The organism is Mesorhizobium sp. M1409 (assembly GCF_040317535.1).
GTDB lineage: Bacteria > Pseudomonadota > Alphaproteobacteria > Rhizobiales > Rhizobiaceae > Mesorhizobium.
In genome coordinates this window covers 54,141-77,473 of record NZ_JAMYKV010000014.1, presented here as the reverse complement: position 1 = coordinate 77,473, position 23,333 = coordinate 54,141, and the positions used below count along the sequence as shown (strand labels likewise).

Here is a 23,333-nt window from a genome sequence, read left to right as displayed (position 1 = left end):
TAACCGGCAAATGGTTGGCCCAAGTGCGGATGGCTGGACGCCGTGCTCAGACGCCCAGGGACTTCAGCTTGCGATGCAAGGCGGAGCGCTCCATGCCGATGAACTCGGCGGTTTTCGAGATGTTACCGCCGAAGCGATTGATCTGGGCGATCAGGTAGTCCTTCTCGAACTGTTCGCGCGCCTCGCGCAGCGGCAGCGCCATGATGTGCTGGTCGGATTGATTCGGCGTGCGCGGCATGACATCGCCGATCTCGGCCGGCAAAAGGTCGGCGGTGATCGGCGCATCGACGTCGTCGCCGCGGGCCAGGATCATGAGACGCTCGACATTGTTACGCAGCTGACGAACGTTGCCCGGCCAATTGTGCGCCTGCAGTACGGCCAGCGCGTCATCGCCGATGCGGCGCGGCTTGATGCCGGCCTGGCGGGCGATCTGCTTCATGAAATTGTCGACGAGGTATGGAATGTCCTCGCGCCGCTCGGCCAGTCCCGGCACCATGACCGGAACCACCGCCAGGCGGTGGTAGAGATCCTCGCGGAAACGGCCGTCGGCGATCATCGCTTCGAGGTTCTGCGAGGTCGACGAGATGATGCGGACATCGACCTTGACCCGCTTGGTGCCCCCTACCCGCTCGAACTGCTGCTCGACCAGCACGCGCAGGATCTTGTTCTGCGTCTCGCGCGGCATGTCGGCGACTTCATCGATGTAGAGGATGCCGCGATGCGCCTCCTCCAGCGCGCCGACCTTGCGCTCGACACCGTTCGATTCGGTGCCGAACAGCTCGATCTCCATGCGCTCGGGCGTAATGTTGGCGGCGCTCAGCGTCACGAACGGCGCGGTTTTACGCGCCGACAGCGTGTGGATGGCACGCGCGGCCAGTTCCTTGCCCGAACCTGACGGGCCGATGATCATCACGCGGCTGTTGGTCGGGGCGACGCGTTCGATGGTCTGGCGCAACTGGCTCATCGCCGACGACATGCCGATCAGATCGAAGGTTTCGCCGCTGCGCAGCTTGAGGTCGGAAACCTCGCGCCGCAGTTTCGAGGTCTCGAGCGCACGCTCGGCAATGAGGATCAGCCTGTCGGCCTTGAACGGCTTTTCGATGAAGTCATAGGCGCCGCGACGGATGGCGGAGACCGCCGTTTCGATGTTGCCGTGGCCCGAGATCATCACCACCGGCAAGGTTGGGTGCATCGTCTTGATCTCGTCGAGCAGCGCCAGCCCGTCCAGACGCGAGCCCTGCAGCCAGATGTCGAGGAAAATCAGCCGCGGCGCCCGATCGGCGATCGCCGCCAGCGCGCTGTCGGCATCGAATGCCGTGCGGGTTTCGTGACCTTCGTCGCTCAGGATGCCCGCGACGAGTTCACGGATGTCTTCCTCGTCATCGACGATGAGAATATCAGACGCCATTACCGACCTTTTCAGTTTCTCGTTCGTTTTCCGTCCTGCTCTCGCCGCGCGGAGACGCGGCAGCCGCGGGCGGCAGGATGATGCTGATCATCGCGCCGCGTCCGTCGTGGAAATCCGGGGGCGCATCGTGAAGTTCCAGCCTGCCACCATGGTCCTCCACGATCTTCTTGACGATAGCGAGGCCAAGCCCGGTACCCTTCTCGCGCGTCGTCATATAGGGCTCGAGCAACCGCTGGCGATTTTCGCGCGGCAGGCCTTTGCCATTGTCGATGACGTCGATGCGAATCGCACCATTCTGGCGCCCGGCTTGAATCCGGATTATGCCGTGCGAACCATCCTTTTGTTCCAATCCGTCAATCGCCTCGGCGGCGTTCTTGATCACATTGCCGAAAGCCTGCGCCATCAGACGGCTGTCGAAGGTGCCCTTGAGCGGCTCGTTGCCGAAGACGCGTTCGAAGGCAATGTCGGCCCGGCTGACTTCAACCAGGAACGAGGCCTCGCGCAACGATTCGCGCAGGTCGATAGCCTTCATCTCGGGCTTTGGCATACGGGCGAAAGCCGAGAATTCGTCGACCATGCGGCCAATGTCCTCGACTTGCCGGATGATGGTCTCGGTGCATTGATCGAAAATCTCGCGATCCTCGGTGATGACCTTGCCGAAGCGTCGCTTGATGCGCTCGGCCGAAAGCTGGATCGGCGTCAGCGGATTCTTGATCTCGTGGGCGATGCGCCGCGCCACGTCGGCCCAGGCGGAGGAGCGCTGCGCCTGCACCAGATCGGTGATGTCGTCGACCGTCACGACATAGGATTTTTCCTCCGAACCGTCATCGCCGGCCTCGATGGTGATCTGCACGTTGAAGGTCCGCTCGGCACCCGCACGGTAGAAGGTCACCTGCTCGCGGTAGACAGGCTTGCCGGACTTGCGGCCGATCTCGAAGACGCGACCGACATGTGGCAGCACGGCTGAGAGGTTCTGCCCAAGGGCGGCGTTGGCTGAAATGGCCAGCATCGCCTCGGCCGAACGGTTGACGATGGTGACGATGCCGTAGGGGTCGACGCCGATGACGCCGGCGGTAACACCGGCAAGCACGGCTTCCGAAAAGCGGCGCCGTTCGTCGATCAGATCCTTGGCCGACAGGATCTCGTTGCGCTGTGATTTCAGCTCCAGAAGCATCTTATTGAACGTGTCGCCGAGCGAGGCGACATCGCCATCCGATGGCCTGACGGGAACTGCAACGTCGAGATTGCCGGTCGCGACCTCGTCGGCGGCACCGATAAGCTGGCGAATGGGCCGGACCAGACGGTCAGCGACGGCGATGCCGGTCCAGATCGCGGACAGGATGATGATCAGCGTCAGCGACAGATAGGGCAGCGCGAACGCCACCTGCGAGGTGCGGCGGTTGTCTTCCAGCCCGCGATATTCATCGGTGTTGGACCTGACGATCTGCCTTGCCTTGATCACCTCGGGGTCGACGAGGCGAATGGTGTAGAGATAGAGCCCTTCGATCTCGCGCAGCTTGACGATGGCGCCCATGATGTTGCGCGTTTTCGGTTCGATCAGCACCGGCTTGCCGTCGGCAGCGCTCGCCACGGCGCCTTCCGGCGGCTCGGGCATGGCGAAATTCGTATCGGTCTTGGCGCTCATCACGAAAGAGCCGTCAGGCTTGATCAACGCCGCATGCGCCAGCGACCGGCCCACCGCTTCCTTGTTCATGAGGTCGAGGAAACCGGTTCGATCGAGACCGTAGAGCGTGCGCGACGCATCGAGATCATAGGCCATCGACAGTGTCGTGCCCTGCAGGTTGCGGGCATTTTCCTGGACATAGGCGTCGGCGATCGACAGCGACGAATTGACGATCGTCTTGGTGCGGATCTCGAACCAGCGGTCGAGGCCGATATCGAGTGTGATCGAGGCGATGATGGCCACCATGATCGCGGGAATGGCGGCAACCAGAGCGAACATGGCGACGATGCGCACATGCAGCCGCGAGGCCGCCTTGCCGTGCCGGCGCGCCATCAGGATGCGGTGCACTTCACGCCCGACCAGCGCGATGAGGAACAGGACGAAAGCGGCGTTGAGGGCAATCAGCGCCAGCGTCGTCGACTCGTTCGGCGTGATCGGCGTGGCGCCGACAAGGATGGTGAACGAGATCGCCGCCGTCATCAGCGCGCCGACGACCGCGACCACGCCGGGCAGCGCCAGCAGCCGGCGCCCGTCACGCGCGCCGGGTTCGCTGAAAAGCGGTTGGTTTGTTGTCGGTGCCTGCGGAGCCATGTCGCCGTCTAGAGCCATGATTGCGTCGGATGTATGCAACGCATTGTGGCGATTATGCAACAAGTGTGACCGAGACGGAAATCTTTCGCGAGCCGTCCCCCGAAAAGAGAGCGAGGCCCGGATTGGGCTCAGCCCTGCCGCGACGATTTGTAGACGTTGACGCCGAGTTCGCGAATCTTCTTGCGCAGCGTGTTGCGGTTCAAGCCCAGCAATTCGGCGGCCTTGATCTGGTTGCCGCGGGTGGCCGTCATCGAGGCCAGGACCAACGGATATTCGACCTCGGCCAGAATGCGCTGATAGAGGCCGGCGGGCGGCAATTCGCCGGCAAAGGAGGCGAAATAGCGCTGCAGGAAATGCTCGGCCGCCTGGCCGATCGACAGGTCGTCGGGAATGAGGTTGCCGCCGCCCGGCACTACCGGACGTTCGCCGGTCTTGAGCTCGGCTTCGATGATCTCGGCGGAAATCTCGTCCTGCGAATAGAGCGCGGCGAGCCTGCGAACCAGGTTTTCCAGTTCGCGCACATTGCCCGGCCACGGATAGCGCTTCATCAGTTCGATGCCGCCCGACGAGATGCGCTTGGTCTGCAGGCCTTCCATCTCGCCGAGCTTGAAGAAGTGGCGGACGAGGTCCGGCACGTCCTCGGAGCGCTCGCGCAGCGCCGGCAGCCTGAGCGGCACGACGTTGAGGCGATAGAAAAGATCCTCGCGGAAAAGCCCCTGGTTGATCAGCGTGCGCAGATCCTTGTTGGTGGCGGCGACGATGCGCACGTCGGTCTTGATCGGCGTGCGTCCGCCAACGGTCGTGTACTCGCCCTGCTGCAGGACGCGCAGCAGGCGCGTCTGCGCCTCCATCGGCATGTCGCCGATCTCGTCGAGGAACAGCGTGCCGCCCTCGGCCTGCTCGAAGCGGCCGGTCGAGCGGTTCTGCGCGCCGGTGAAGGCGCCCTTCTCGTGGCCGAACAGTTCCGATTCGATCAGATCGCGCGGGATTGCCGCCATGTTGATGGCAACGAACGGGCCGCCGCGACGGCGGCCATATTCATGCAGCGCGCGTGCCACCAGCTCCTTGCCGGTGCCGGATTCGCCCGAAATCATCACCGTCAGGTCGGTCTGCATCATGCGCGCCAGCATGCGGTAGATGTCCTGCATGGCTGCCGAGCGGCCGACCAGGGGCATTGCGTCGGGCTGTTCTTCCGGCCGCGCATCGATCTTCGGCCGCCGCGGTTCGGAAAGCGCCCGGTTGACGATGTTAAGCAGCTCGGTAAGGTCGAACGGCTTCGGCAGGTATTCGTAGGCACCGGTTTCGGAGGCGCGGATCGCCGTCATGAAGGTGTTCTGGGCGCTCATGACGATAACCGGCAGTTCCGGCCGCGCCTTCTTGATGCGCGGCAGCATGTCGAAGGCATTCTCGTCCGGCATCACCACATCGGTGATGACCAGATCGCCCTCGCCCGCCGCCACCCAGCGCCATAGCGTCGAAGCGTTGGAGGTGACACGCACCTCGTGGCCGACGCGCGATAGGGCCTGGTTTAGGACGGTGCGGATCGCCGCATCGTCGTCGGCGACGAGAATATTGCCGCGAACGGTCATTTGCGGTCTCCTTCACCGTCTTCATCGGCGCCGTGTGGCGTCTCTTTCCAGGCCGGCATCAGGATGCGGAATGTGGTCCCGCGCGGCGTCGATTCGCATTCGATGATGCCGCCATGCTCGCCGACGATCTTGGCGACCAGCGCCAACCCCAGCCCCGAGCCGTTTGGCTTGGTGGTGATGAACGGGTCGAACAGGATCGGCAAAATATCTTCCGAGACGCCCGAGCCGTTGTCGCGCACGCAGAATTCCAGCGGCAGCGAGACGCGGTCCTGCGTGCCCGGAACGGAAACGCGGATGCCCGGCCGGAAGGCGGTCGACAGAACGATCTCGCCCTGTGGGTCGCTGCCGATCGCCTCGGCGGCGTTCTTGACGAGGTTGAGGAACACCTGGATGAGCTGGTCACGGTTGGCAAACACCGGAGGCAATGAAGGATCATAATCCTCCAATATCTTGATTCTCTTGGCAAAACCGTTCTTGGCAATTGCCTTCACATGGTCGAGCACGACATGGATGTTGACGGGGTAGCGATCGATCGGCCGCTCATCGGAAAATACCTCCATGCGGTCGACCAGCGACACGATGCGGTCGGTCTCGTCGGTGATCAGCCGCGTCAGCGCACGGTCCTCGTCGGAAGCCGACAGTTCGAGGAGCTGGGCAGCACCCCGGATGCCGGAGAGCGGGTTCTTGATCTCATGGGCAAGCATCGCCGCCAGACCGGTCACCGAGCGCGCCGCGCCCCGATGCGTCATCTGCCGGTCGATCTTGTCGGCCATCGACCGTTCCTGGAACATCACCACCACGCAACCCGGAAATTCCGGCACCGGCGCGACATAGAGATCGACGACCTTCTCGATGCCGAGGCGCGGCGACGAAACGTCGACCCGGTATTCGTTGACCGGAGCCCGGCGCTCGCGCACCTGATCGACCAAGGTCAGTAAAGGGCTGCCGAACGGAATGAGCTTTGACAGGGTGTTGCGCGCCAGCATCGTCGCGCTCGAGCGAAAGAAATCCTCGGCATCGGCGTTGGCGTAGGTGATGAACCCGTCCGTATCGACCATGATTACCGGGCGGCGGATGGTGTTGAGCACGATATGGGCGGCGTCCGCCATCTCGCTGCCCTGTGTGACGTTGGCGTTCATGCCGCGCTCCGCAGGTTCAATGGTTGCGGATCGCGCGAAAACACGTCGCGCAGCAAGCCAATGACGCGCGCGGGCTTGAATGCGGTCAGTATGGCCTTTCGGCTGTCGTCGGCGACACCGCCGGCATGGCGGTCGAGATACCAGCCGAGGTGCTTGCGCGCCTGGCGTAGGCCGCTCTCGACGCCGTAGAGTGCCAGCATGTCCTCATAGTGGGACACGATGTAGTCAGCCAGCGCCATCGGGGCCCGTGGAAGCTTTGGCGTCGTCTCGCCTGTCGCTTCCGCCGCAATGCCGCCGGCGATCCAGGGAGCACCATAATGCGCACGGCCGACCATCACGGCATCGGCGCCGGATTGGTCGAGAATGTCGGCAGCTTCCGCTGGCGAAGAAACATCGCCATTGGCGACGACCGGGATGGACACGGCTTCCTTGACGCGGGCGATGGCGCGCCAGTCGGCCTTGCCTTGATAGAATTGGCAGCGCGTGCGGCCGTGCACGGTCACCATCCTGACGCCGGCCTGCTCGGCGCGGCGCGCCAGCATAGGCGCGTTGAGCGCGCCTTCGTCCCAGCCGAGCCGCATCTTGACAGTCACCGGCACCTCGACCGCGCCGACAACGGCGTCGATCAGCGACAGCGCATGGTCGAGATCCAGCATCAATGCCGAGCCGGCATAGCCGCCAGTAACCTTCTTGGCCGGGCAACCCATGTTGATGTCGATGATGTCGGCGCCCTCGCCGGCGGCTATCCTGGCGCCTTCCGCCATGTGCGCAGCCTCGCGGCCGGCAAGCTGGACCATATGGACCGGCAGACCGGAGTGGCGTATGCGCAGGTTGAAACCGGCCCTTCCCTTGGCCAACTCGCCGCTGGCCACCATTTCGGACACGACCAGGCCCGCGCCATGCGCGTGGGCGCGTTGCCGGAACGGCTCGTCTGTAATCCCCGACATCGGCGCGAGGAACACGCGATTGCGGATTTTCACACCACCGACATCGAGCGGCGCGGCCAATTTGGTCAAGTTAACCATGCACAAAAACCAAGCACGTTCATTCGCTGCACATTCTCTAGCCAGAACCGCCGCAATGTGCAACGCGGAATGACGCCACATTAAGGCGCAATTGGAAAAATGCCGGCCTTCGGGATTGGCGGCGACCAAAGCGCCGCGCGTCACTCAGGACGGGCTTTGACACTTTGGAATTTCACACTTAGCGCATGATCTTTCCGAAAACCGATTACACTTTTCGGGATCGTACGTTAGGACCAGTCAACATGACTGACGCAAGTGAAAATCGCGTTTCAAGTGAGGATGGCAAGGTCGCCGTGGTGATCGTTGCGGCCGGCCGCGGCGCGCGTGCCGGACAGGCCAATGGGCCGAAGCAATATCAACACATTGGCGGCTATGCCGTCATCGCGCACACAATGGAAATTTTTCTGACCCACTCGCGAATCGGCGAGGTTGTTGTCGCCATCCATGCCGACGACCACGAACTGTTCCTGCAGGCGGTGGGCGCCAACGCCGAACGGGTCATCCTCATCATGGGCGGGGCGACCAGGCAGGCATCGGTCCGGCTGGGACTGCTTGCGCTGAGAAGCCACGCGCCAGGGCGGGTTCTGATCCACGACGCCGTCCGTCCGTTCGTCGACGCGGACCTTATCGACCGCACGATCGCTGCCATCGGCGAGCGCGAGGGGGCGTTGCCTGCCCTGCCCGTCGCCGACACGCTGAAACGTGAGTCGGCCTCTGGCGTGGTCGGAGAAACCGTTTCCCGCAGCGGGCTTCACGCGGCGCAAACGCCACAGGGCTTTCCGTTCTGGCCCATTCTTGCCGCGCACGAGAAAGCCCATCATCTGAGAAAAATGGATTTCACCGACGACGCCGCGATCGCCGAATGGGCGCATATTCCGGTCAGGATCGTTCCGGGCTCGCCGGATAATGTGAAACTCACCTGGGCACGGGATATTGCGATGGCGGATCAGAGACTTTCCGGCGAACGCGTGCGCTTTCCCGACATCCGGACCGGCAATGGTTACGACGTCCATGCCTTCGAGCCCGGCGACCATGTCACCCTGTGCGGCGTCGCCATTGCGCATGACAAGAAACTGTCCGGCCATTCCGACGCCGATGTCGGCCTGCACGCCCTGACCGATGCGCTGCTGGCGACTTGCGGCGCCGGCGACATCGGCACGCATTTCCCGCCGTCCGACCCGCAGTGGAAAGGCGCTGCGTCCCGGATATTCGTCGAGCATGCGGCAAGGCTGGTGCGCGAGCGCGGCGGACGCATCGCCAATGCCGATATCACGCTGATCTGCGAAGCGCCGCGTGTCGGCCCGCATCGTGACGCGATGACCGCGGCTCTGTCGCGGATGCTGGCAATTTCACCGGACCGCATCTCGATCAAGGCGACAACCAACGAGAAGCTCGGCTTTGTCGGGCGCGAGGAAGGCATAGCGGCGATCGCAACCGCCAGCGTGGTGTTTCCCGGCGAGGTGCCGGAATGAGCAACAACGAGTTGGCAAATGCCTTGCTGCAAGCCTGCCAGAAGCGCGGCATCATGCTGGCGACGGCGGAAAGCTGCACCGGCGGCATGATCATCGCCGCGTTGACCGACATCGCCGGCTCCTCCGCCGTGGTCGATCGCGGCTTCATCACCTATTCCAACGAAGCCAAGATGGACATGCTCGGTGTTTCCGCCGCCACGATTGAGGCATACGGCGCGGTTTCGCGCGAGACGGCGATTGAGATGGCGAAAGGCGCGCTTGCCCGTTCGCGCGCCGGGCTCGCCCTTGCGGTCACCGGCATCGCCGGGCCCGGCGGCGGTTCGGCGGAAAAACCTGTCGGCCTGGTCTGGTTCGGCTTCGGCCTGGACGGCCAGACCGTGACCGCCGAACACAAGATCTTTGCCGACAAAGGTCGCGATTTCATCCGCCGTGAAACGGTCCGGCACGCGTTGGAACTGGGTTTGCGTGTGCTTGGCCAACGTCAGGCCGAGGGTGCTGCACCATAAATGACGTCGGCGCGCTTCTCGAAAGCCTCGGCGAACATGCGGAAGGCGCGATCGAACATGGTTCCCATCACCGCGCCCAGAATGCGGCTCTTGAACTCGTAGTCGATGAAGAAGCGGACCGTGCAGCCGGCGTTGCCGTCGGGCTCGAAACGCCAGACATTGCTCAGATATTTGAACGGGCCATCGATGTATTTCACGTCGATGGTGTTCTCGTCGGGTTTCAGCAGCACCTGCGTGGTGAAGGTTTCGCGGATCGCCTTGTAGCCGATGCTCATGTCGGCGAGGAGAACGGTACGTCCGTCACGCTCCTTGCGCGAGCGAACCGTCAGCGCCTCGCAAAGCGGCAGGAATTGCGGATAGGATTCTACATCGGCGACCAGCGCGAACATCTGGTCCGGCGTGTGGGATACGCGGCGGGTGGCTTCGAATTTCGGCATGCAACCAGCGCTAGACCGATTTCTGAAGTTGCGCTTCCCGTGCCGCGCGCAGCCTGGCGAAATCGTCGCCGGCATGATGCGACGAGCGCGTCAGCGGGCTCGACGCCACCAGCAGGAAACCCTTGGTCCGGCCGATCGTCTCGAAGGATTTGAACTCCTCCGGCGTGACGAAGCGGATCACCGGATGGTGCTTCTTCGACGGCTGCAGATACTGACCGATGGTCATGAAGTCGACATTGGCCGAACGCAGATCGTCCATCAGCTGCAGGATTTCGTTCCGCTCTTCGCCGAGACCCACCATGATGCCGGACTTGGTGAAGATCGACGGGTCGAGTTCCTTGACCCGCTGCAGCAGCCGGATCGAATGGAAATAGCGGGCGCCCGGACGAACCGTCAGATAGTTCGACGGCACGGTCTCCAGATTGTGGTTGAAGACGTCGGGCTTGGCCGCCACGACGACCTCCAGCGCGCCTTCCTTGCGCAGGAAGTCGGGCGTCAGGATTTCGATCGTCGTCAACGGCGTTGCCGCCCTGATGGCGCGGATAACTTCGGCGAAATGCTGTGCGCCGCCATCGGCGAGATCGTCGCGGTCGACCGAGGTAATGACGACATGGGTCAAACCCATCTGCTTGACAGCGTGCGCTACGCGAGCCGGTTCATCGGGGTCCAGTGCGGTCGGAATGCCGGTGGCGACGTTGCAGAACGCGCAGGCGCGCGTGCAGATCTCGCCCATGATCATGAAGGTGGCGTGCTTCTTCTCCCAGCACTCGCCGATGTTGGGACAGCCGGCTTCTTCGCAGACCGTCACCAGCCTGTTCGACTTCACGATTTCGCGCGTTTCGGCATAACCCTTCGACATCGGCGCCTTGACGCGGATCCAGTCGGGCTTGCGCAGCACGTCCTGGTCAGGCTTGTGCGCCTTTTCCGGATGCCGCAAGCGCGGTGCGTTGGCAATCGTATCGAGGACAGTGACCATCGGGAAACCTGGTTCGTTCGCGATCGCCAGTCGGGCGTTCGCTGTCATAACGTCATCTAAGGCTTTTCAGCGCAAAGAAAAAGGCCGCGGCGGCGCATGCCGCAACAGCCTTTTTCGCATAGCGGATATTCAGCGGTGTTAACGGCGCACCAGACGCCCAGCCCAGATCAGCAGGCAGGCGCCGATAAAGCCGGTGATTAGATAGGCAGTCCAGCCGACGCCGAACGGGCCGAAATTGAGTGCCTGCAGAATGGCGTTCAGCACGACCGCGCCGACGATGCCCATAACAATATTCATAAGGATGCCGGTGTTGCTCTTCATGACCATCTCGGCAAACCAACCCGCCAGCCCGCCGATGATGATGGCTGCGATCCAGCCCACGCCATTCACGTCCATATGTCCTCTCCTTGCACGAGTGAAAATGCATCCGGAAGCGAACTGCCTTGCCGCCGAGATCCCGCAGTTTGCGCGATTGAGTCTCGTGCGGCCAATCTATCATGCGTTCAGCGCGCGACCATAGGCGTCGAGCACGCTTTCCTTCATCATTTCCGACAGCGTCGGGTGCGGGAAGATGGTGTGCATCAGCTCTTCCTCGGTCGTTTCGAGGTTCATCGCCACGACAAACCCCTGTATCAGTTCGGTCACTTCGGCGCCGACCATGTGCGCGCCGAGCAGCTGACCAGTCTTCTTGTCGAAGATGGTCTTGATGAAGCCCTGGTCTTCGCCCAGCGCGATGGCCTTGCCATTGGCGACGAACTGGAAGCGCCCGACCCGGATATCCTTGCCCTCCGCCTTGGCCTTCGCTTCCGTCAGGCCGACGGAGGCGACCTGCGGATTGCAGTAGGTGCAGCCTGGAATCTTGAGCTTGTCGGTGGCATGCACGCCGGGGAAATTGGCGATCTTTTCGACGCACACCACACCCTCATGCTCGGCCTTGTGGGCAAGCATTGGCGGGCCGGCGACATCGCCGATGGCGTAGATGCCCGGCACATTGGTCTTGCCGTAGCCGTCGACGACGACGCAGCCGCGCTCGGTCTTCACGCCGAGTGCCTCAAGCCCGAGATTCTCGATGTTTCCCTGCACGCCGACGGCCGAGATCATGCGGTCGGCGGTGATCTTCTCGACCTTGCCATCCTTCATCTCGACATGGGCAGTGACCGAGTTGGCACCCTTCTCGACCTTGCTCACCTTGGCTTCGAGGATGATCTTCATGCCTTGCTTCTCGAACTGCTTCTGCGCGAATTTCGAGACTTCGGCGTCCTCGACCGGCATCACCGCCGGTAGCAGTTCGACCACCGTCACGTCGGCGCCCATGGTGCGGTAGAAGGAGGCGAATTCGATCCCGATGGCGCCTGATCCCATGACCAGCAGCGACTTCGGCATCTCCTTCGGCACCATGGCCTCGAAATAGGTCCAGATCAGTCTGCCGTCCGGCTCGATGCCTGGCAGCGCGCGCGGCCGCGCACCGGTCGCCAGGATGATGTGTTTGGCGGTATAGGTGCCCTCGCCCTTGACGCCTTTCGGCACCGGCGGCTGCGGCTCCATCGGCTTCTTGGCGGTCCTCGACACGACAACCTCGCCGGGTTTCGAGAGCTTGGCCTCGCCCCAGATGACGTCGACCTTGTTCTTCTTCATCAGGAAGGCAACGCCGCCATTGAGCCGCAGCGAGACTTTTCGCGAGCGGTCGACCACGGCAGCCGTGTCGACGCTGACCTTTCCGTCGAGCTTCAGCCCGTAATCCTTCAGATGATCCGAATAATGCATGATCTCGGCCGAGCGCAGCAGCGCCTTGGTCGGGATGCAGCCCCAGTTGAGGCAGATGCCGCCGAGATGCTCGCGCTCGATGATCGCCGTCTTGAAACCGAGCTGGGCGGAACGCACCGCCGTGACATAGCCGCCGGGGCCGGAGCCGATGATGATGACGTCGTAGTTCTCAGCCACGATTTTTCTCCTTGATTCACAGTTCCAGCATGACGCGCACGAGCGGCGTCAGCGCCTTGCCGATGTTTCGTGTGTTTTCGGCATCGAGGTGGACGCCGTCGAGCGGGGTGGTTTGCGCCACCGTGCATGCATCGAAGAAACCGCAACCAACCTCGTCGGCAAGGGCAGCGTAGAGCGGCGCCAGACGGGTCGAAGCATCGTCACCGCCGGCAAACATTTCCTTGAATTCGGCATTGTCGGTGCGGCTGACCACGGGCGGTGACACGATCAGGACCTGCGGCGCCGGCCAGTCGAACGGGTAGTCGTGACCACGCACGATGTCGATCAGACGCTGGATGCCTTGCTTGGCCGCGACTGGATTGCCGTGGATCCACGGCTTCATATCGTTGGCGCCGAGCATGAAGACGATCAGATCGATCGGCGCATGCGTTGTCAGGATCGTCGGCAGCAGCCTGGCGCCGTTACGATCGGCGCCGGCCAGATGATCATCGAACGCCGTGGTGCGGCCATTGAGGCCTTCGGCAATGACTTCGGCGGCACCGCCGAGCCCCGCCTGCAGCACGCTTGGCCAGCGGTCTTCAAGCGGGTGGCGGCCACCTTCGGCGTTGTAGCCCCAGGTCAGCGAGTCGCCGTAGCAAAGAACCGTCTTCATGCGCCCACCTGTGCGTTAATCAAACCGCGTCTCAACCGCCAGCGCACGAACAGCCAATCATGAAGGCAAAAAGGCTGGTGAAGACTATCCGCACCGCCCTCTCCCTTCCTAGACCAGCATGCCCATCGGGTTCTCAATCAGCCGCTTGAAGGCGACCAGCAGTTCGGCACCGAGCGCACCGTCGACGGCGCGATGGTCGGTCGACAATGTCACCGACATCACGGTGGCGATTTTGATCTCGCCGTTCTTGACCACTGCCCGCTCTTCGCCGGCGCCGACCGCCAGGATCGTCGCATGCGGCGGGTTGATGACCGCGGCAAAATCCTTGATGCCGAACATGCCGAGATTGGACACCGCCGTGGTGCCGCCCTGGTACTCTTCCGGCTTCAGCTTGCGGCTGCGCGCGCGGCTGGCCAGGTCCTTCATCTCGTTGGAGATGGTGGACAGCGTCTTTTCGTCCGCCTTGCGGATGATCGGCGTGATCAGGCCACCCGGGATCGACACCGCAACGCCGACATCGGCATGCTTGTGCTTGACCATGGCGCTTTCCGTCCACGACGCATTGGCATCCGGCACCGCCTTCAGCGCCATCGCCATCGCCTTGATCACCATGTCGTTGACCGACAGCTTGTAAGTGGGTGCGTCGCCCTTTTCCGTTTTCTTCACCGGGGCCGCCGCATTGATCTGCGTGCGCAGCGCCAAGAGCGCATCGAGTTCGCAGTCGAGCGTCAGGTAGAAATGCGGGATCGTGGTCTTGGCCTCGACCAGACGGCGCGCGATGGTCTTGCGCATATTGTCATGCGGGACCAGGTCGTAGGAGCCTTGCTCGAATAGTTTGAGCACCTGATCGTCCGACATCGCCTTCACGGCAGGGGCAGCCGCCGGAGCGCCGGCGGGAGCCTTGGCGGCAGGCGCCGCCTTGGCGCCGCCACCGGCAATCGCCGCGTCGACATCGGCCTTGACCACGCGGCCATGTGGGCCGGTGCCGGTCACGGCGGAGACGTCGACGCCGGCTTCCTTGGCGATACGGCGCGCCAGGGGTGAGGCAAAGGTGCGGTCGCCCGACGATTGGCCAATCTCCCCCCTTGTGGGGGAGATGCCCGGCAGGGCAGAGGCGGGCGTGACAGAATGAGACGTTTGCGGGACAGCGCCCCCCTCTGTCGACTTGGTCGACATCTCCCCCACGGGTGGGGAGATTGGCGCTTTATCCTGCTTGGCCTCGGCTTTCGCTGGTTCGGCAGCCCCACCGCTTTTCGCGGCAGCGCCCGCATCTTCACCCTCGGCAGCCAGCACGGCGATCAGCGCGTTGACCTTGACGCCCTCGGTGCCGGCGGGAACGACAAGCTTGGCAACCGTGCCCTCATCGACTGCCTCGACTTCCATCGTAGCCTTGTCGGTCTCGATCTCGGCAATGACATCGCCCGGCGAAACCTTGTCGCCTTCCTTGACCAGCCACTTGGACAGATTGCCCTCTTCCATCGTGGGCGACAGGGCCGGCATGGTGATGTTGATTGGCATTTTGTCCTCCCGCCCGGTTCAGCGATACGTGACGGCTTTGACCGCCTCGATGACCTCGCCGATATTGGGCAAGGCCAGCTTTTCGAGGTTGGCCGCATAGGGCATCGGCACATCCTTGCCGGCAATGGTGATCACCGGAGCGTCGAGGAAGTCGAAGGCGCGCTGCGACACCTGGTTGGCGATATGGTCGCCGACCGAACTCTGCGGGTAGCCTTCCTCCACCACGACCAACCGGTTGGTCTTCTTGACCGAGGCGATGATGGTGTCGAGGTCGAGCGGCCGGATGGTCCTGAGATCGATGATCTCGACGTCGATGCCCAGGCCGCGCAGTTCGGCCTCGGCCTTGACCGCATAGGTCATGCCGATGCCGAAGGAGACGATGGTGACGTCCTTGCCGGTCTTGTGGATGCGCGCCTTGCCGATCGGCAGCACGAAATCATCCAGCTTCGGCACGTCGAAGGACTGGCCGTAGAGGATTTCGTTCTCGAGGAAGATAATCGGATTGGGATCGCGGATCGCAGCCTTCAGCAAGCCCTTGGCGTCGGCGGCGGTGTAAGGCATCACCACTTTCAGGCCCGGAATGTGGCTGTACCAGGCGGCATAGCACTGCGAGTGCTGGGCGGCGACCCGGGCGGCGGCACCGTTCGGTCCGCGGAACACGATCGGAGCGCCCATCTGGCCGCCCGACATATAGAGCGTCTTGGCGGCCGAGTTGATGATCTGGTCGATCGCCTGCATGGCGAAGTTGAAGGTCATGAACTCGACGATCGGCTTCAGGCCGGCCATCGCGGCACCCACGCCGACGCCGGCAAAGCCGTGCTCGGTGATCGGCGTGTCGACGACGCGGCGCGGTCCGAATTCCTGCAGCAGGCCTTGCGTGATCTTGTAGGCGCCCTGGTATTCGGCGACCTCCTCGCCCATGACGAAGACATCGCCATCGCGGCGCATTTCCTCGGCCATGGCATCGCGCAGCGCCTCGCGCACCGTGGTCGAGACCATTTCCGTGCCGGCCGGAATATCCGGATCGGCGGCGATTTCCGTCTTGGGGGCGGCGGCGACCGGCGTGGCCGCGGGCTTTGCGGCCTCAGCCTTGTCCTCGGCTGCTGGAGCCTCCGCCTTATCAGGCGCTTCCGCCTTGGCGGGAGCCGCGGACTTGCCGATGTCTCCGGCACTTTCGCCGTCCTGCAATAAAACAGCGATCGGCGTGTTGACCTTGACGCCTTCGGTGCCGGCGGCGATCAGGATCTTGCCCAGCGTGCCTTCGTCAACGGCTTCGACTTCCATCGTCGCCTTGTCGGTCTCGATCTCGGCGATGACATCGCCGGCGACGACCTTGTCGCCCTCGTTCTTCAACCACTTGGAAAGATTGCCCTCTTCCATGGTCGGCGAGAGAGCGGGCATGAGAATTTCGATCGGCATGTCCTTGCCCTCCCGTTACAATACGATATCGGTCCAGAGCTCGGACGGATCCGGCTCCGCGTCGTTCTGGGCAAATTCGGCGGCGTCCGCAACGACGTCACGAACCTCCTTGTCGATGGCCTTGAGCTCGTCCTCGGTCGCCCACTTCTTCCCGGTCAGCCGCGCCTTGACCTGCTCGATCGGGTCATGGTCCGAGCGCATCTTCTGCACTTCTTCCTTCGAGCGGTATTTCGCCGGGTCGGACATCGAGTGACCGCGATAGCGGTAGGTCTGCATTTCGAGAATGATCGGTCCGTTGCCGGCGCGGCACCATTCGGTCGCCTGGTCGCCGGCGGCCTTCACGGCGCGCACGTCCATGCCATCGACCTGGATGCCAGGGATCTTGAACGAGGCGCCGCGATGCGAAAAGTTGGTTTCCGCCGAAGAGCGCGAAACCGAGGTGCCCATGGCATAGCGGTTGTTCTCGATGATGTAGATCACCGGCAGCTTCCACAGCGAGGCCATGTTGAAGCTTTCATAGACTTGGCCTTGGTTGGCCGCACCGTCGCCGAAATAGGTCAGCGAGACATTGTTGTTGTCGCGGTAGCGGTTGGCGAAGGCCAGCCCGGTGCCGAGCGAAACCTGCGCGCCGACGATGCCGTGGCCGCCATAAAAATGCTTTTCCTTGGAGAACATGTGCATGGAGCCGCCCTTACCCCGCGACAGGCCGCCACGACGCCCGGTCAGCTCGGCCATGACGCCACGCGGCGACAGCTCCATCGCCAGCATGTGGCCGTGGTCGCGATAGGCGGTGATCATCTGATCGCCGTCGATCAGCGCCATCTTCATGCCCGTGACGACCGCTTCCTGGCCGATATAGAGGTGGCAGAAGCCACCGATGAAGCCCATGCCATAAAGTTGGCCGGCCTTTTCCTCAAAACGGCGGATGAGCAGCATGTGCCGGTAGGCGGCAAGCTCTTCGTCCTTGGTGAATTCGGCAGGCTTGGGGGCCGAAAGCCCCGATTTACCGTCGGATTTGGATTTGGCAGGCGCTTTTCTGGCGGCGGTAGCCATGCATCACTCCCTGTTGGCGTCTCTTTGTGGACATTAGAGCAGATGAAATCTGCTCTGGGGAGATGAGCTCCTCCCCATCGATTTATGGGAAGCTAACACGCGTAAGAGCGTTGCGCCATGCCGAATTTGCATAGCTGGCATGCACCTAAGCGATTAAAATCATTGAAAATATTGCCGATTAACTGGATATCAGTTATTTCTCGACGGACGGCAACATGATGGTGATTTCGTCTGCCTGGGACAGATTGAGCGCCTTGCGCGCCTGCTCGTCGAGCATGTCCTTCTCAAGCGTGCCTTCATGCATGAGCCGAACGCGGCGCTCGAGTTCCATGCGGCGTGCCTTGATCGCATCGAGCTGGCCTTGCAGCGCTACCGTCTGGGCTTCCAGCTGGTATTTCGAGTAGATGCCGAATTCGCCGTGATAGGCATGAAAGCCGAAATAAGCCAAAAACGCCGCGCAGAGCGAGGGGATGATCAGCCGGCCGGTGTTTCTCTGCTTGTGCTGACGCGTCCACATCGCCCGATTCCTCTCGGCCGCGAACTCAGGCGGCTCACGATCTTTTTCGCTCGATTGTGCTTAACGGACGGTTACGGATGACCGGCGGGGCCCTGTCGAAATGAAAAAGGGCGGGAATGCTCCCGCCCTTTCATCCGATATTCGACGTTAGCGTGCTTACGGATCAGCCCTTGACCACCGACTTGCCGGCGTAGCTTGCTTGCTTGCCGAGCTCTTCCTCGATGCGGATCAACTGGTTGTACTTGGCCATGCGGTCGGAGCGCGACAGCGAGCCGGTCTTGATCTGTCCGCAATTGGTGGCGACCGCGAGATCGGCAATGGTCGAATCCTCGGTTTCGCCCGAGCGGTGCGACATGACGGCGGTGTAGCCGGCCTTGTGCGCGGTTTCGACGGCGTCGAGCGTTTCCGTCAGCGAGCCGATCTGGTTGACCTTGACCAGAATCGAATTGGCAACGCCCATGCGAATGCCGTCGCGCAGCCGTGCGGTGTTGGTGACGAACAAATCGTCGCCGACCAGCTGGGTCTTCTTGCCGATCAGATCGGTCAGGTACTTCCAGCCTTCCCAATCGTCCTCGGCCAGGCCGTCCTCGATCGAGATGATCGGATAGTCGGCGGCAAGCTTGGCCAGGTACTTGGCCTGCGCCTTGGGGTCGCGCGTCTTCTTCTCGCCCTCATAGACGTAGTTGCCGTCCTTGAAGAACTCGGTCGCGGCGCAATCGAGGCCGAGCGCAATCTCCTCGCCCGGCTTGAAGCCGGCCTGCTCGATCGATTCCATGATGAAATCGAGCGCCACAGGCGCACTTTTCAAATTCGGGGCAAAGCCGCCCTCGTCGCCGACATTGGTGTTGTGGCCGGCATCCTTCAGCTTCTTCCTCAGCGTGTGGAAGATTTCCGAACCCCAGCGGACACCTTCACGCAGCGTCGGCGCGCCGATCGGCAGGATCATGAATTCCTGGAAGTCGATCGGGTTGTCGGCATGCGCGCCGCCATTGATGATGTTCATCATCGGCACCGGCAGGAGATGCGCCTTGGTGCCGCCGACATAACGGTAGAGCGGCAGGCCGGCTGCTTCGGCGGCGGCCTTGGCCACCGCCAGCGACACGCCGAGAATGGCGTTGGCGCCGAGCCGGCTCTTGTTGGGTGTGCCGTCGAGCTCGATCATGGTCTGGTCGATGTGGATCTGATTTTCGGCTTCCATGCCGCCGATCGCCTCGAACAGCTCGCCATTCACCGCCTCAACAGCCTTGAGCACGCCCTTGCCGAGATAGCGGGCGCCGCCGTCGCGCAGTTCGACGGCCTCGTGGGCGCCGGTCGAAGCGCCCGACGGCACCGCCGCGCGGCCCATCGAGCCGTCTTCGAGAATGACGTCGACCTCGACGGTCGGATTTCCACGGCTGTCCAGGATTTCACGCCCGACAATGTCGATGATGGCGGTCATTGCGATGTCCTCGATTGATCTTAAGAAGCGTCGCGCACGTCTTAGCCAAAGTGCCGTAAAAGGCAATCGGCCGGCTCGCAATTATTGCCGTGGCGTCAGCCTAAAGCGCGTCGCGTTTGAACGGATTCAAACGGATTCAGGCGCCGCGCTTTAGATGTTTGTTTTTATGCATGTCGTTCTCCCAAAACCGGGGCCACTTTTTGGGCGACATGCATCACGATTCACGAAGCGCAAATCGCTGTCATCATAAGTCATGTGCGGCAGAGCGGCTTCCGGCTATGGTGCGGATGCGCGGGGCGAAACAGGAGGAGTTTCGCCATGTCCCAGTTGAGTGGTATCGTGAGTCTGTTCCTGATCGCGGCGGCCTTTCTGACGTCGTGCGACAATCAGCAGTCGCCGCCCAAGGCTGCGGCGCCCTTGTCGGCGCCGCATATAAGCGGATAGGTGTGCCTCGAATCCAAAAGGCCCCGTCGATCTCTCGACGGGGCCTTTTGCTTGCAGGCATCAATGCCAGTAAGGCGTGACCTTGTAGTAGTCATAGGACGCGTCGCGTGCCACCTCACCATCCGCGCCGGCCAGTTCGTTGATCGAATAGGCGGGTGCGGCCTTCAGCTGTTCCTTGGAGAACGGCACGACATAGCCGCCCTTGTCCTCGTCGTAGTCCAGGCTTGCCCACGGTATCGCGTGATACTTCTCGCCGATGCCGAGGAAGCCGCCAAAACCGATCACTGCGAACATGATGCCGTTCGACGTCTTGTCGAGCATGACGTCCTGGATGCTGCCGATGCTCTTGCCCTCGGTGTTGTAGACCGACGTGCCAATGACTCGCGAAGCCGCGATGGCCTCGGTGTGGCCAGTCTGGGTTGTCATGATCTTGCTCCTCATTGTCGTTAACTCTGCTTGGACAATGAGGGGCGCGGGCGAAAGTTCCCGACTTTTTTCGGCTGCGGGCCGGTCACTCCGCGAGGATGAAAGTCACCTTCATGTTGACGCGATAGGCGGTAATCTTGCCGTCCTCGACGACGATCTTCTGATCCTGGATCCAGGCGCCTTCGACGTTCTTCAGGGTTTTCGATGCGCGCGCAATCCCCTGTTCGATGGCGTCCTGAAAGCTCTTGTTCGACGACGAGGTGATTTCGGTGACGCGGGCGACGGACATGGCTTCCTCCTGCCAAAACGCTCATTTGCCGGGCAAGCGTACAGTCGGCTTATGCCGATCACAAGCGCCGACAGTCGGCGAAGGATGTGCCTGGCTTAGTGACCCTTGGCGATGCGATCGAATGCCATCAGCCGCTCGAGCAGGGCCGGCATGTCCTTCAGCGGCAGCATGTTCGGGCCATCGGAAGAGGTCGAATTATCCGGATCCTGATGGGTCTCGATGAACACGCCGGCAACGCCGACGGCGACGGCGGCGCGTGCCAGAGTCTCGACAAAGCGGCGCTCACCACCCGAGGAGCCGCCCTGCCCGCCCGGCTGCTGCACCGAATGGGTGGCGTCGAAGATCACCGGCGCGCCGATCTCGGCCATGACAGGCAAAGCGCGCATGTCGGAGACCAGCGTGTTGTAGCCGAAGGAGACACCGCGCTCGGTGGTCAGCACATTGGCGTTGCCGGAGCCGGTGATCTTGGCGACGACGTTCTTCATGTCCCAGGGGGCAAGGAACTGCCCCTTCTTCACGTTGATCACCTTGCCCGTTTTGGCGGCGGCGACCAGCATGTCGGTCTGGCGCGACAGGAAAGCCGGAATCTGCAGGACGTCGACATGCGGCGCGACGATGGCGCACTGCTCCTCGGTGTGGACATCGGTCAGCACGGGGAGCGAAAATGCCTTGCGCAGTTCGTCGAAGACGGGAAGTGCCGCATCCATGCCGGCACCCCGCGTCGCCGACAGCGAAGTGCGGTTGGCCTTGTCGTAGCTGGTCTTGTAGACGAGGCCTATGCCGAGCTTGCCGGTCAGTTCCTTCAGCGCGCCGGCCATATCGAAGGCATGCTGGCGCGATTCAAACTGGCAAGGGCCGGCGATCAGCGCCAAGGCTGCATTGTTGTCGAAGACGACATTGCCGACGGTTACCGATGAATTGGGCGCCAGGGGTATGCTCATGGGATCTCCCGGAAGATGAAGGCCGCGCCCTGTCCGGGTGCAGGCCGCACGACAATATCATTGCCCGCTATATCGTGTTGGATGGAATTGGCTGCAAGCAGCCGCGATGTGACATCGGCGCTCCGGACCGAAAAGACCACCGCGGCGAAGCGAAGGTCCGTCGGCGCACCGGCCGGCAGGCCAAAGCGCGCGGTGAAAGAGGCTGGGTCGAGCACGCTCAGATCCGCATTCGGCAAGTGAAATGTGCCGCCCCGGCTGTCGGTGGTCGGATTGTCCACCGCCACCGAAATCAATCCATGCTGTTCGGCAGGTTGGTCGCTGACAGCTACGATCTCGACAATTCCAGTGGCGCCGTTGGCGTGCGCCTGCAAAGCCGCACGGTCCACGTCAGGCGCGTTGACCCGCTCGCAGGCAAACAGGAAAGCGTCCGTGGCCTTGGCTCCCGCCGCAAAGGCGAGCTTGAACGATGCGACGTCGCTTTTGCCCGCCGGGTCCGTGAAGGCGCGCGAAAAGCTAAGCGTGTCCCCCGCCGAGATGCCGGCCTCGAGGTAGCGCGCATGATCGGCATCGGCATTGCCGGTAGAGAGAACCATGGCGGAGAATCCCTCGTCACCACGGTTGTCGCGATAGATGCGGTCGCGCGCGACGAAGACATTGCCTTCGGCAATGGCCGTCGTCGCGGCCTGCGAATCGCCGACAGCCAGTGGTTCGAGATAGGTGCCGTCGGCGAGGAACACACAACAGTTTTCGGTCCCGAAGGGATGGACCCCGGTCGGTGCAACGACGAAGCCGAGCGTGGTGAGCCGGGCTCGCGCCACATCGAGGCTCTGCGTCGGCAGCACCAGATGATCGAGCGGATGGGCGCCGGTGGCTGTGGTTCGGGTCATGCAGGCGCGATGTGCATCATTCCGCAAACCGGTTCAAGACTTGATCGCAATCCGGGCCGGTCCACCCGGCTATTTCATGGGACGTCGAAAGGCCGGAGCGTGGTCTCGATCAGCTCCCCGCGACGACATCGGCGGAGTAGCGCAGCTCGCGCAGTGGTTTGACCTTGCTGGTGGTCCGCGCATAGAGCGGGTGCGCCTTGTAGGCGGCCAGCGCGGCGTCATCGGCGAATTCCGCATAGACGACCACATCGACCTCATCCGACAGCGGGTCCACCTTGGTGTTCAAGGTGACCTCGAAAAGGCTGGAATGAGGAATGTTGCCGAGCGCCAGCAGGCCGGTGCGCACCGCCTCCACGTCCTCCTTACGCCGCGCGCTGAAGAAAACGATATGCCGGATCAAAGCCGCCTCCTCGATCTAAATGCCGGAGGTCTTTTGTGACGGCAGCACGGCGGCGTCAATCGACAAGGATGTCGCGGCCGCCGGTCGTTCGAGCAGACGTTAGATATTGTTGGTGACGGACCGCGCGAAGTGCGTGGCGCCCCTCACCGTTGAGTCGAGATACCGGCCCTGATTGTATATGCCATCCCAGATCAGGAAAAACGCGATGGCGGCAATGACGACTACATAACGCATGGCTAAATCTATCGCACACGCAATGCCGCAGCCATAGGCGTTTTTGGCGCGTTCGGCCTTTGCTGTGCAAAAGGCAGATCCACACCGGCGAGAGCACCCACTTGGCACAGCCCAGCTTGCAGCCTGCCTCTTGAAGTTCCCCCTCATGACGTGGAAGATTGTCGCAAGGATTCACTGGGAAGCGCTGAAGCTCAGGCGAAAAAGGGCGCGCGCTTCGTTCGAGACCGCCGATCGCCGAACCGGTCAGCTGCCGGAACCACGCAACGGTGTTCGAACCTGGCGAATGAACCGCGAGAACCGGGGCTCGGCAATTTGCGCCGACACCGCGGAAGTCAGGGGCGCGTGAG

Annotated in this window: 24 protein-coding genes; 3 read left to right on the top strand and 21 right to left on the bottom strand. The window is 62.5% G+C overall.

All coding sequences use genetic code 11. The features are described from left to right. Positions 1-46 precede the first annotated feature (46 nt). The 5 genes from ntrX to dusB all read right to left on the bottom strand — a co-directional run bounded on the left by ntrX (position 47) and on the right by dusB (position 7,436). Complete coding sequence (gene ntrX, locus NKG99_RS14020) at positions 47-1,408, bottom strand: nitrogen assimilation response regulator NtrX (protein ID WP_056588733.1); 1,362 nt, start codon at positions 1,406-1,408, stop codon at positions 47-49. Next, positions 1,398-3,683: a sensor histidine kinase NtrY-like gene (locus NKG99_RS14015; RefSeq protein WP_352868434.1), complete on the bottom strand. Its 2,286-nt coding sequence runs from the start codon at positions 3,681-3,683 to the stop codon at positions 1,398-1,400. The genes ntrX and NKG99_RS14015 overlap by 11 nt, the downstream gene beginning before the upstream one ends. A gap of 128 nt (positions 3,684-3,811) precedes the next feature. Next, positions 3,812-5,272, bottom strand: coding sequence for a nitrogen regulation protein NR(I) (gene ntrC, locus NKG99_RS14010; RefSeq protein ID WP_352634499.1), 1,461 nt, complete (start codon positions 5,270-5,272; stop codon positions 3,812-3,814). Next, positions 5,269-6,411 carry a two-component system sensor histidine kinase NtrB gene (locus NKG99_RS14005; RefSeq protein ID WP_352868432.1) on the bottom strand — a complete coding sequence of 381 codons (1,143 nt, stop codon included), beginning with the start codon at positions 6,409-6,411 and terminating at the stop codon, positions 5,269-5,271. Before NKG99_RS14005 ends, ntrC begins: the two co-directional genes overlap by 4 nt. Continuing rightward, the gene (dusB, locus tag NKG99_RS14000; protein WP_352868429.1) at positions 6,408-7,436 is read right to left on the bottom strand and encodes a tRNA dihydrouridine synthase DusB; all 1,029 of its coding nucleotides are present in this window, start codon (positions 7,434-7,436) and stop codon (positions 6,408-6,410) included. The genes NKG99_RS14005 and dusB overlap by 4 nt, the downstream gene beginning before the upstream one ends. A 242-nt stretch (positions 7,437-7,678) precedes the next feature. Between dusB and NKG99_RS13995 the strand changes: the two genes are divergently transcribed. Together NKG99_RS13995 and NKG99_RS13990 are read left to right on the top strand one after the other, a co-directional pair. Further along, complete coding sequence (locus NKG99_RS13995; protein WP_352868427.1) at positions 7,679-8,908, top strand: bifunctional 2-C-methyl-D-erythritol 4-phosphate cytidylyltransferase/2-C-methyl-D-erythritol 2,4-cyclodiphosphate synthase; 1,230 nt, start codon at positions 7,679-7,681, stop codon at positions 8,906-8,908. Further along, the gene (locus NKG99_RS13990) at positions 8,905-9,414 is read left to right on the top strand and encodes a CinA family protein (protein ID WP_352868425.1); all 510 of its coding nucleotides are present in this window, start codon (positions 8,905-8,907) and stop codon (positions 9,412-9,414) included. Before NKG99_RS13995 ends, NKG99_RS13990 begins: the two co-directional genes overlap by 4 nt. Here the strand turns inward: NKG99_RS13990 and NKG99_RS13985 are convergent. The 16 genes from NKG99_RS13985 to NKG99_RS13910 all read right to left on the bottom strand — a co-directional run bounded on the left by NKG99_RS13985 (position 9,390) and on the right by NKG99_RS13910 (position 22,986). After that, entirely contained in the window at positions 9,390-9,851 is a 462-nt protein-coding gene (locus NKG99_RS13985; RefSeq protein ID WP_352868423.1) for a type II toxin-antitoxin system RatA family toxin, read from the bottom strand. The two genes, NKG99_RS13990 and NKG99_RS13985, sit on opposite strands and share 25 nt — an antisense overlap. A gap of 10 nt (positions 9,852-9,861) precedes the next feature. Then, on the bottom strand, positions 9,862-10,827 hold the full coding sequence (gene lipA, locus NKG99_RS13980; protein ID WP_352868562.1) for a lipoyl synthase: 966 nt from the start codon (positions 10,825-10,827) through the stop codon (positions 9,862-9,864). A gap of 138 nt (positions 10,828-10,965) precedes the next feature. Continuing rightward, positions 10,966-11,223, bottom strand: a complete 258-nt coding sequence (locus NKG99_RS13975) for a GlsB/YeaQ/YmgE family stress response membrane protein (protein WP_352868420.1) — start codon at positions 11,221-11,223, stop codon at positions 10,966-10,968. A 99-nt stretch (positions 11,224-11,322) separates the two neighbouring features. Beyond that, entirely contained in the window at positions 11,323-12,768 is a 1,446-nt protein-coding gene (lpdA, locus tag NKG99_RS13970) for a dihydrolipoyl dehydrogenase (RefSeq protein WP_352868418.1), read from the bottom strand. Positions 12,769-12,784: 16 nt separating this feature from the next. Then, complete coding sequence (locus NKG99_RS13965) at positions 12,785-13,420, bottom strand: SGNH/GDSL hydrolase family protein (protein WP_352868415.1); 636 nt, start codon at positions 13,418-13,420, stop codon at positions 12,785-12,787. 108 nt (positions 13,421-13,528) lie between these two features. Beyond that, complete coding sequence (locus tag NKG99_RS13960) at positions 13,529-14,938, bottom strand: pyruvate dehydrogenase complex dihydrolipoamide acetyltransferase (protein ID WP_352868412.1); 1,410 nt, start codon at positions 14,936-14,938, stop codon at positions 13,529-13,531. A gap of 18 nt (positions 14,939-14,956) precedes the next feature. After that, complete coding sequence (locus NKG99_RS13955; protein WP_352868409.1) at positions 14,957-16,357, bottom strand: pyruvate dehydrogenase complex E1 component subunit beta; 1,401 nt, start codon at positions 16,355-16,357, stop codon at positions 14,957-14,959. Positions 16,358-16,372: 15 nt separating this feature from the next. Beyond that, complete coding sequence (pdhA, locus tag NKG99_RS13950; RefSeq protein WP_352868406.1) at positions 16,373-17,410, bottom strand: pyruvate dehydrogenase (acetyl-transferring) E1 component subunit alpha; 1,038 nt, start codon at positions 17,408-17,410, stop codon at positions 16,373-16,375. Positions 17,411-17,603: 193 nt separating this feature from the next. Continuing rightward, entirely contained in the window at positions 17,604-17,927 is a 324-nt protein-coding gene (locus tag NKG99_RS13945; RefSeq protein ID WP_352868403.1) for an FtsB family cell division protein, read from the bottom strand. 163 nt (positions 17,928-18,090) lie between these two features. After that, positions 18,091-19,365 carry a phosphopyruvate hydratase gene (eno, locus tag NKG99_RS13940; protein ID WP_352657940.1) on the bottom strand — a complete coding sequence of 425 codons (1,275 nt, stop codon included), beginning with the start codon at positions 19,363-19,365 and terminating at the stop codon, positions 18,091-18,093. A 504-nt stretch (positions 19,366-19,869) separates the two neighbouring features. After that, on the bottom strand, positions 19,870-20,235 hold the full coding sequence (locus NKG99_RS13935; RefSeq protein ID WP_352868401.1) for a PRC-barrel domain-containing protein: 366 nt from the start codon (positions 20,233-20,235) through the stop codon (positions 19,870-19,872). An 85-nt stretch (positions 20,236-20,320) separates the two neighbouring features. Next, positions 20,321-20,524, bottom strand: a complete 204-nt coding sequence (locus NKG99_RS13930; RefSeq protein WP_352868399.1) for a dodecin family protein — start codon at positions 20,522-20,524, stop codon at positions 20,321-20,323. Positions 20,525-20,619: 95 nt separating this feature from the next. Beyond that, positions 20,620-21,465, bottom strand: a complete 846-nt coding sequence (kdsA, locus tag NKG99_RS13925) for a 3-deoxy-8-phosphooctulonate synthase (protein ID WP_352868397.1) — start codon at positions 21,463-21,465, stop codon at positions 20,620-20,622. Continuing rightward, positions 21,462-22,352, bottom strand: a complete 891-nt coding sequence (locus tag NKG99_RS13920) for a VOC family protein (RefSeq protein ID WP_352868395.1) — start codon at positions 22,350-22,352, stop codon at positions 21,462-21,464. Before NKG99_RS13920 ends, kdsA begins: the two co-directional genes overlap by 4 nt. A 109-nt stretch (positions 22,353-22,461) precedes the next feature. Further along, positions 22,462-22,752 (bottom strand): Dabb family protein, encoded by a 291-nt coding sequence (locus NKG99_RS13915; RefSeq protein WP_352868392.1) that lies wholly within the window; start codon positions 22,750-22,752, stop codon positions 22,462-22,464. A 99-nt stretch (positions 22,753-22,851) separates the two neighbouring features. Further along, positions 22,852-22,986 carry a hypothetical protein gene (locus NKG99_RS13910; protein ID WP_352868389.1) on the bottom strand — a complete coding sequence of 45 codons (135 nt, stop codon included), beginning with the start codon at positions 22,984-22,986 and terminating at the stop codon, positions 22,852-22,854. A gap of 64 nt (positions 22,987-23,050) precedes the next feature. On the opposite strand from NKG99_RS13910, the gene NKG99_RS13905 reads away from it, so the two are divergent. After that, positions 23,051-23,332 carry a DUF1365 family protein gene (locus NKG99_RS13905; protein WP_352868560.1) on the top strand — a complete coding sequence of 94 codons (282 nt, stop codon included), beginning with the start codon at positions 23,051-23,053 and terminating at the stop codon, positions 23,330-23,332. Position 23,333 lies beyond the last annotated feature (1 nt).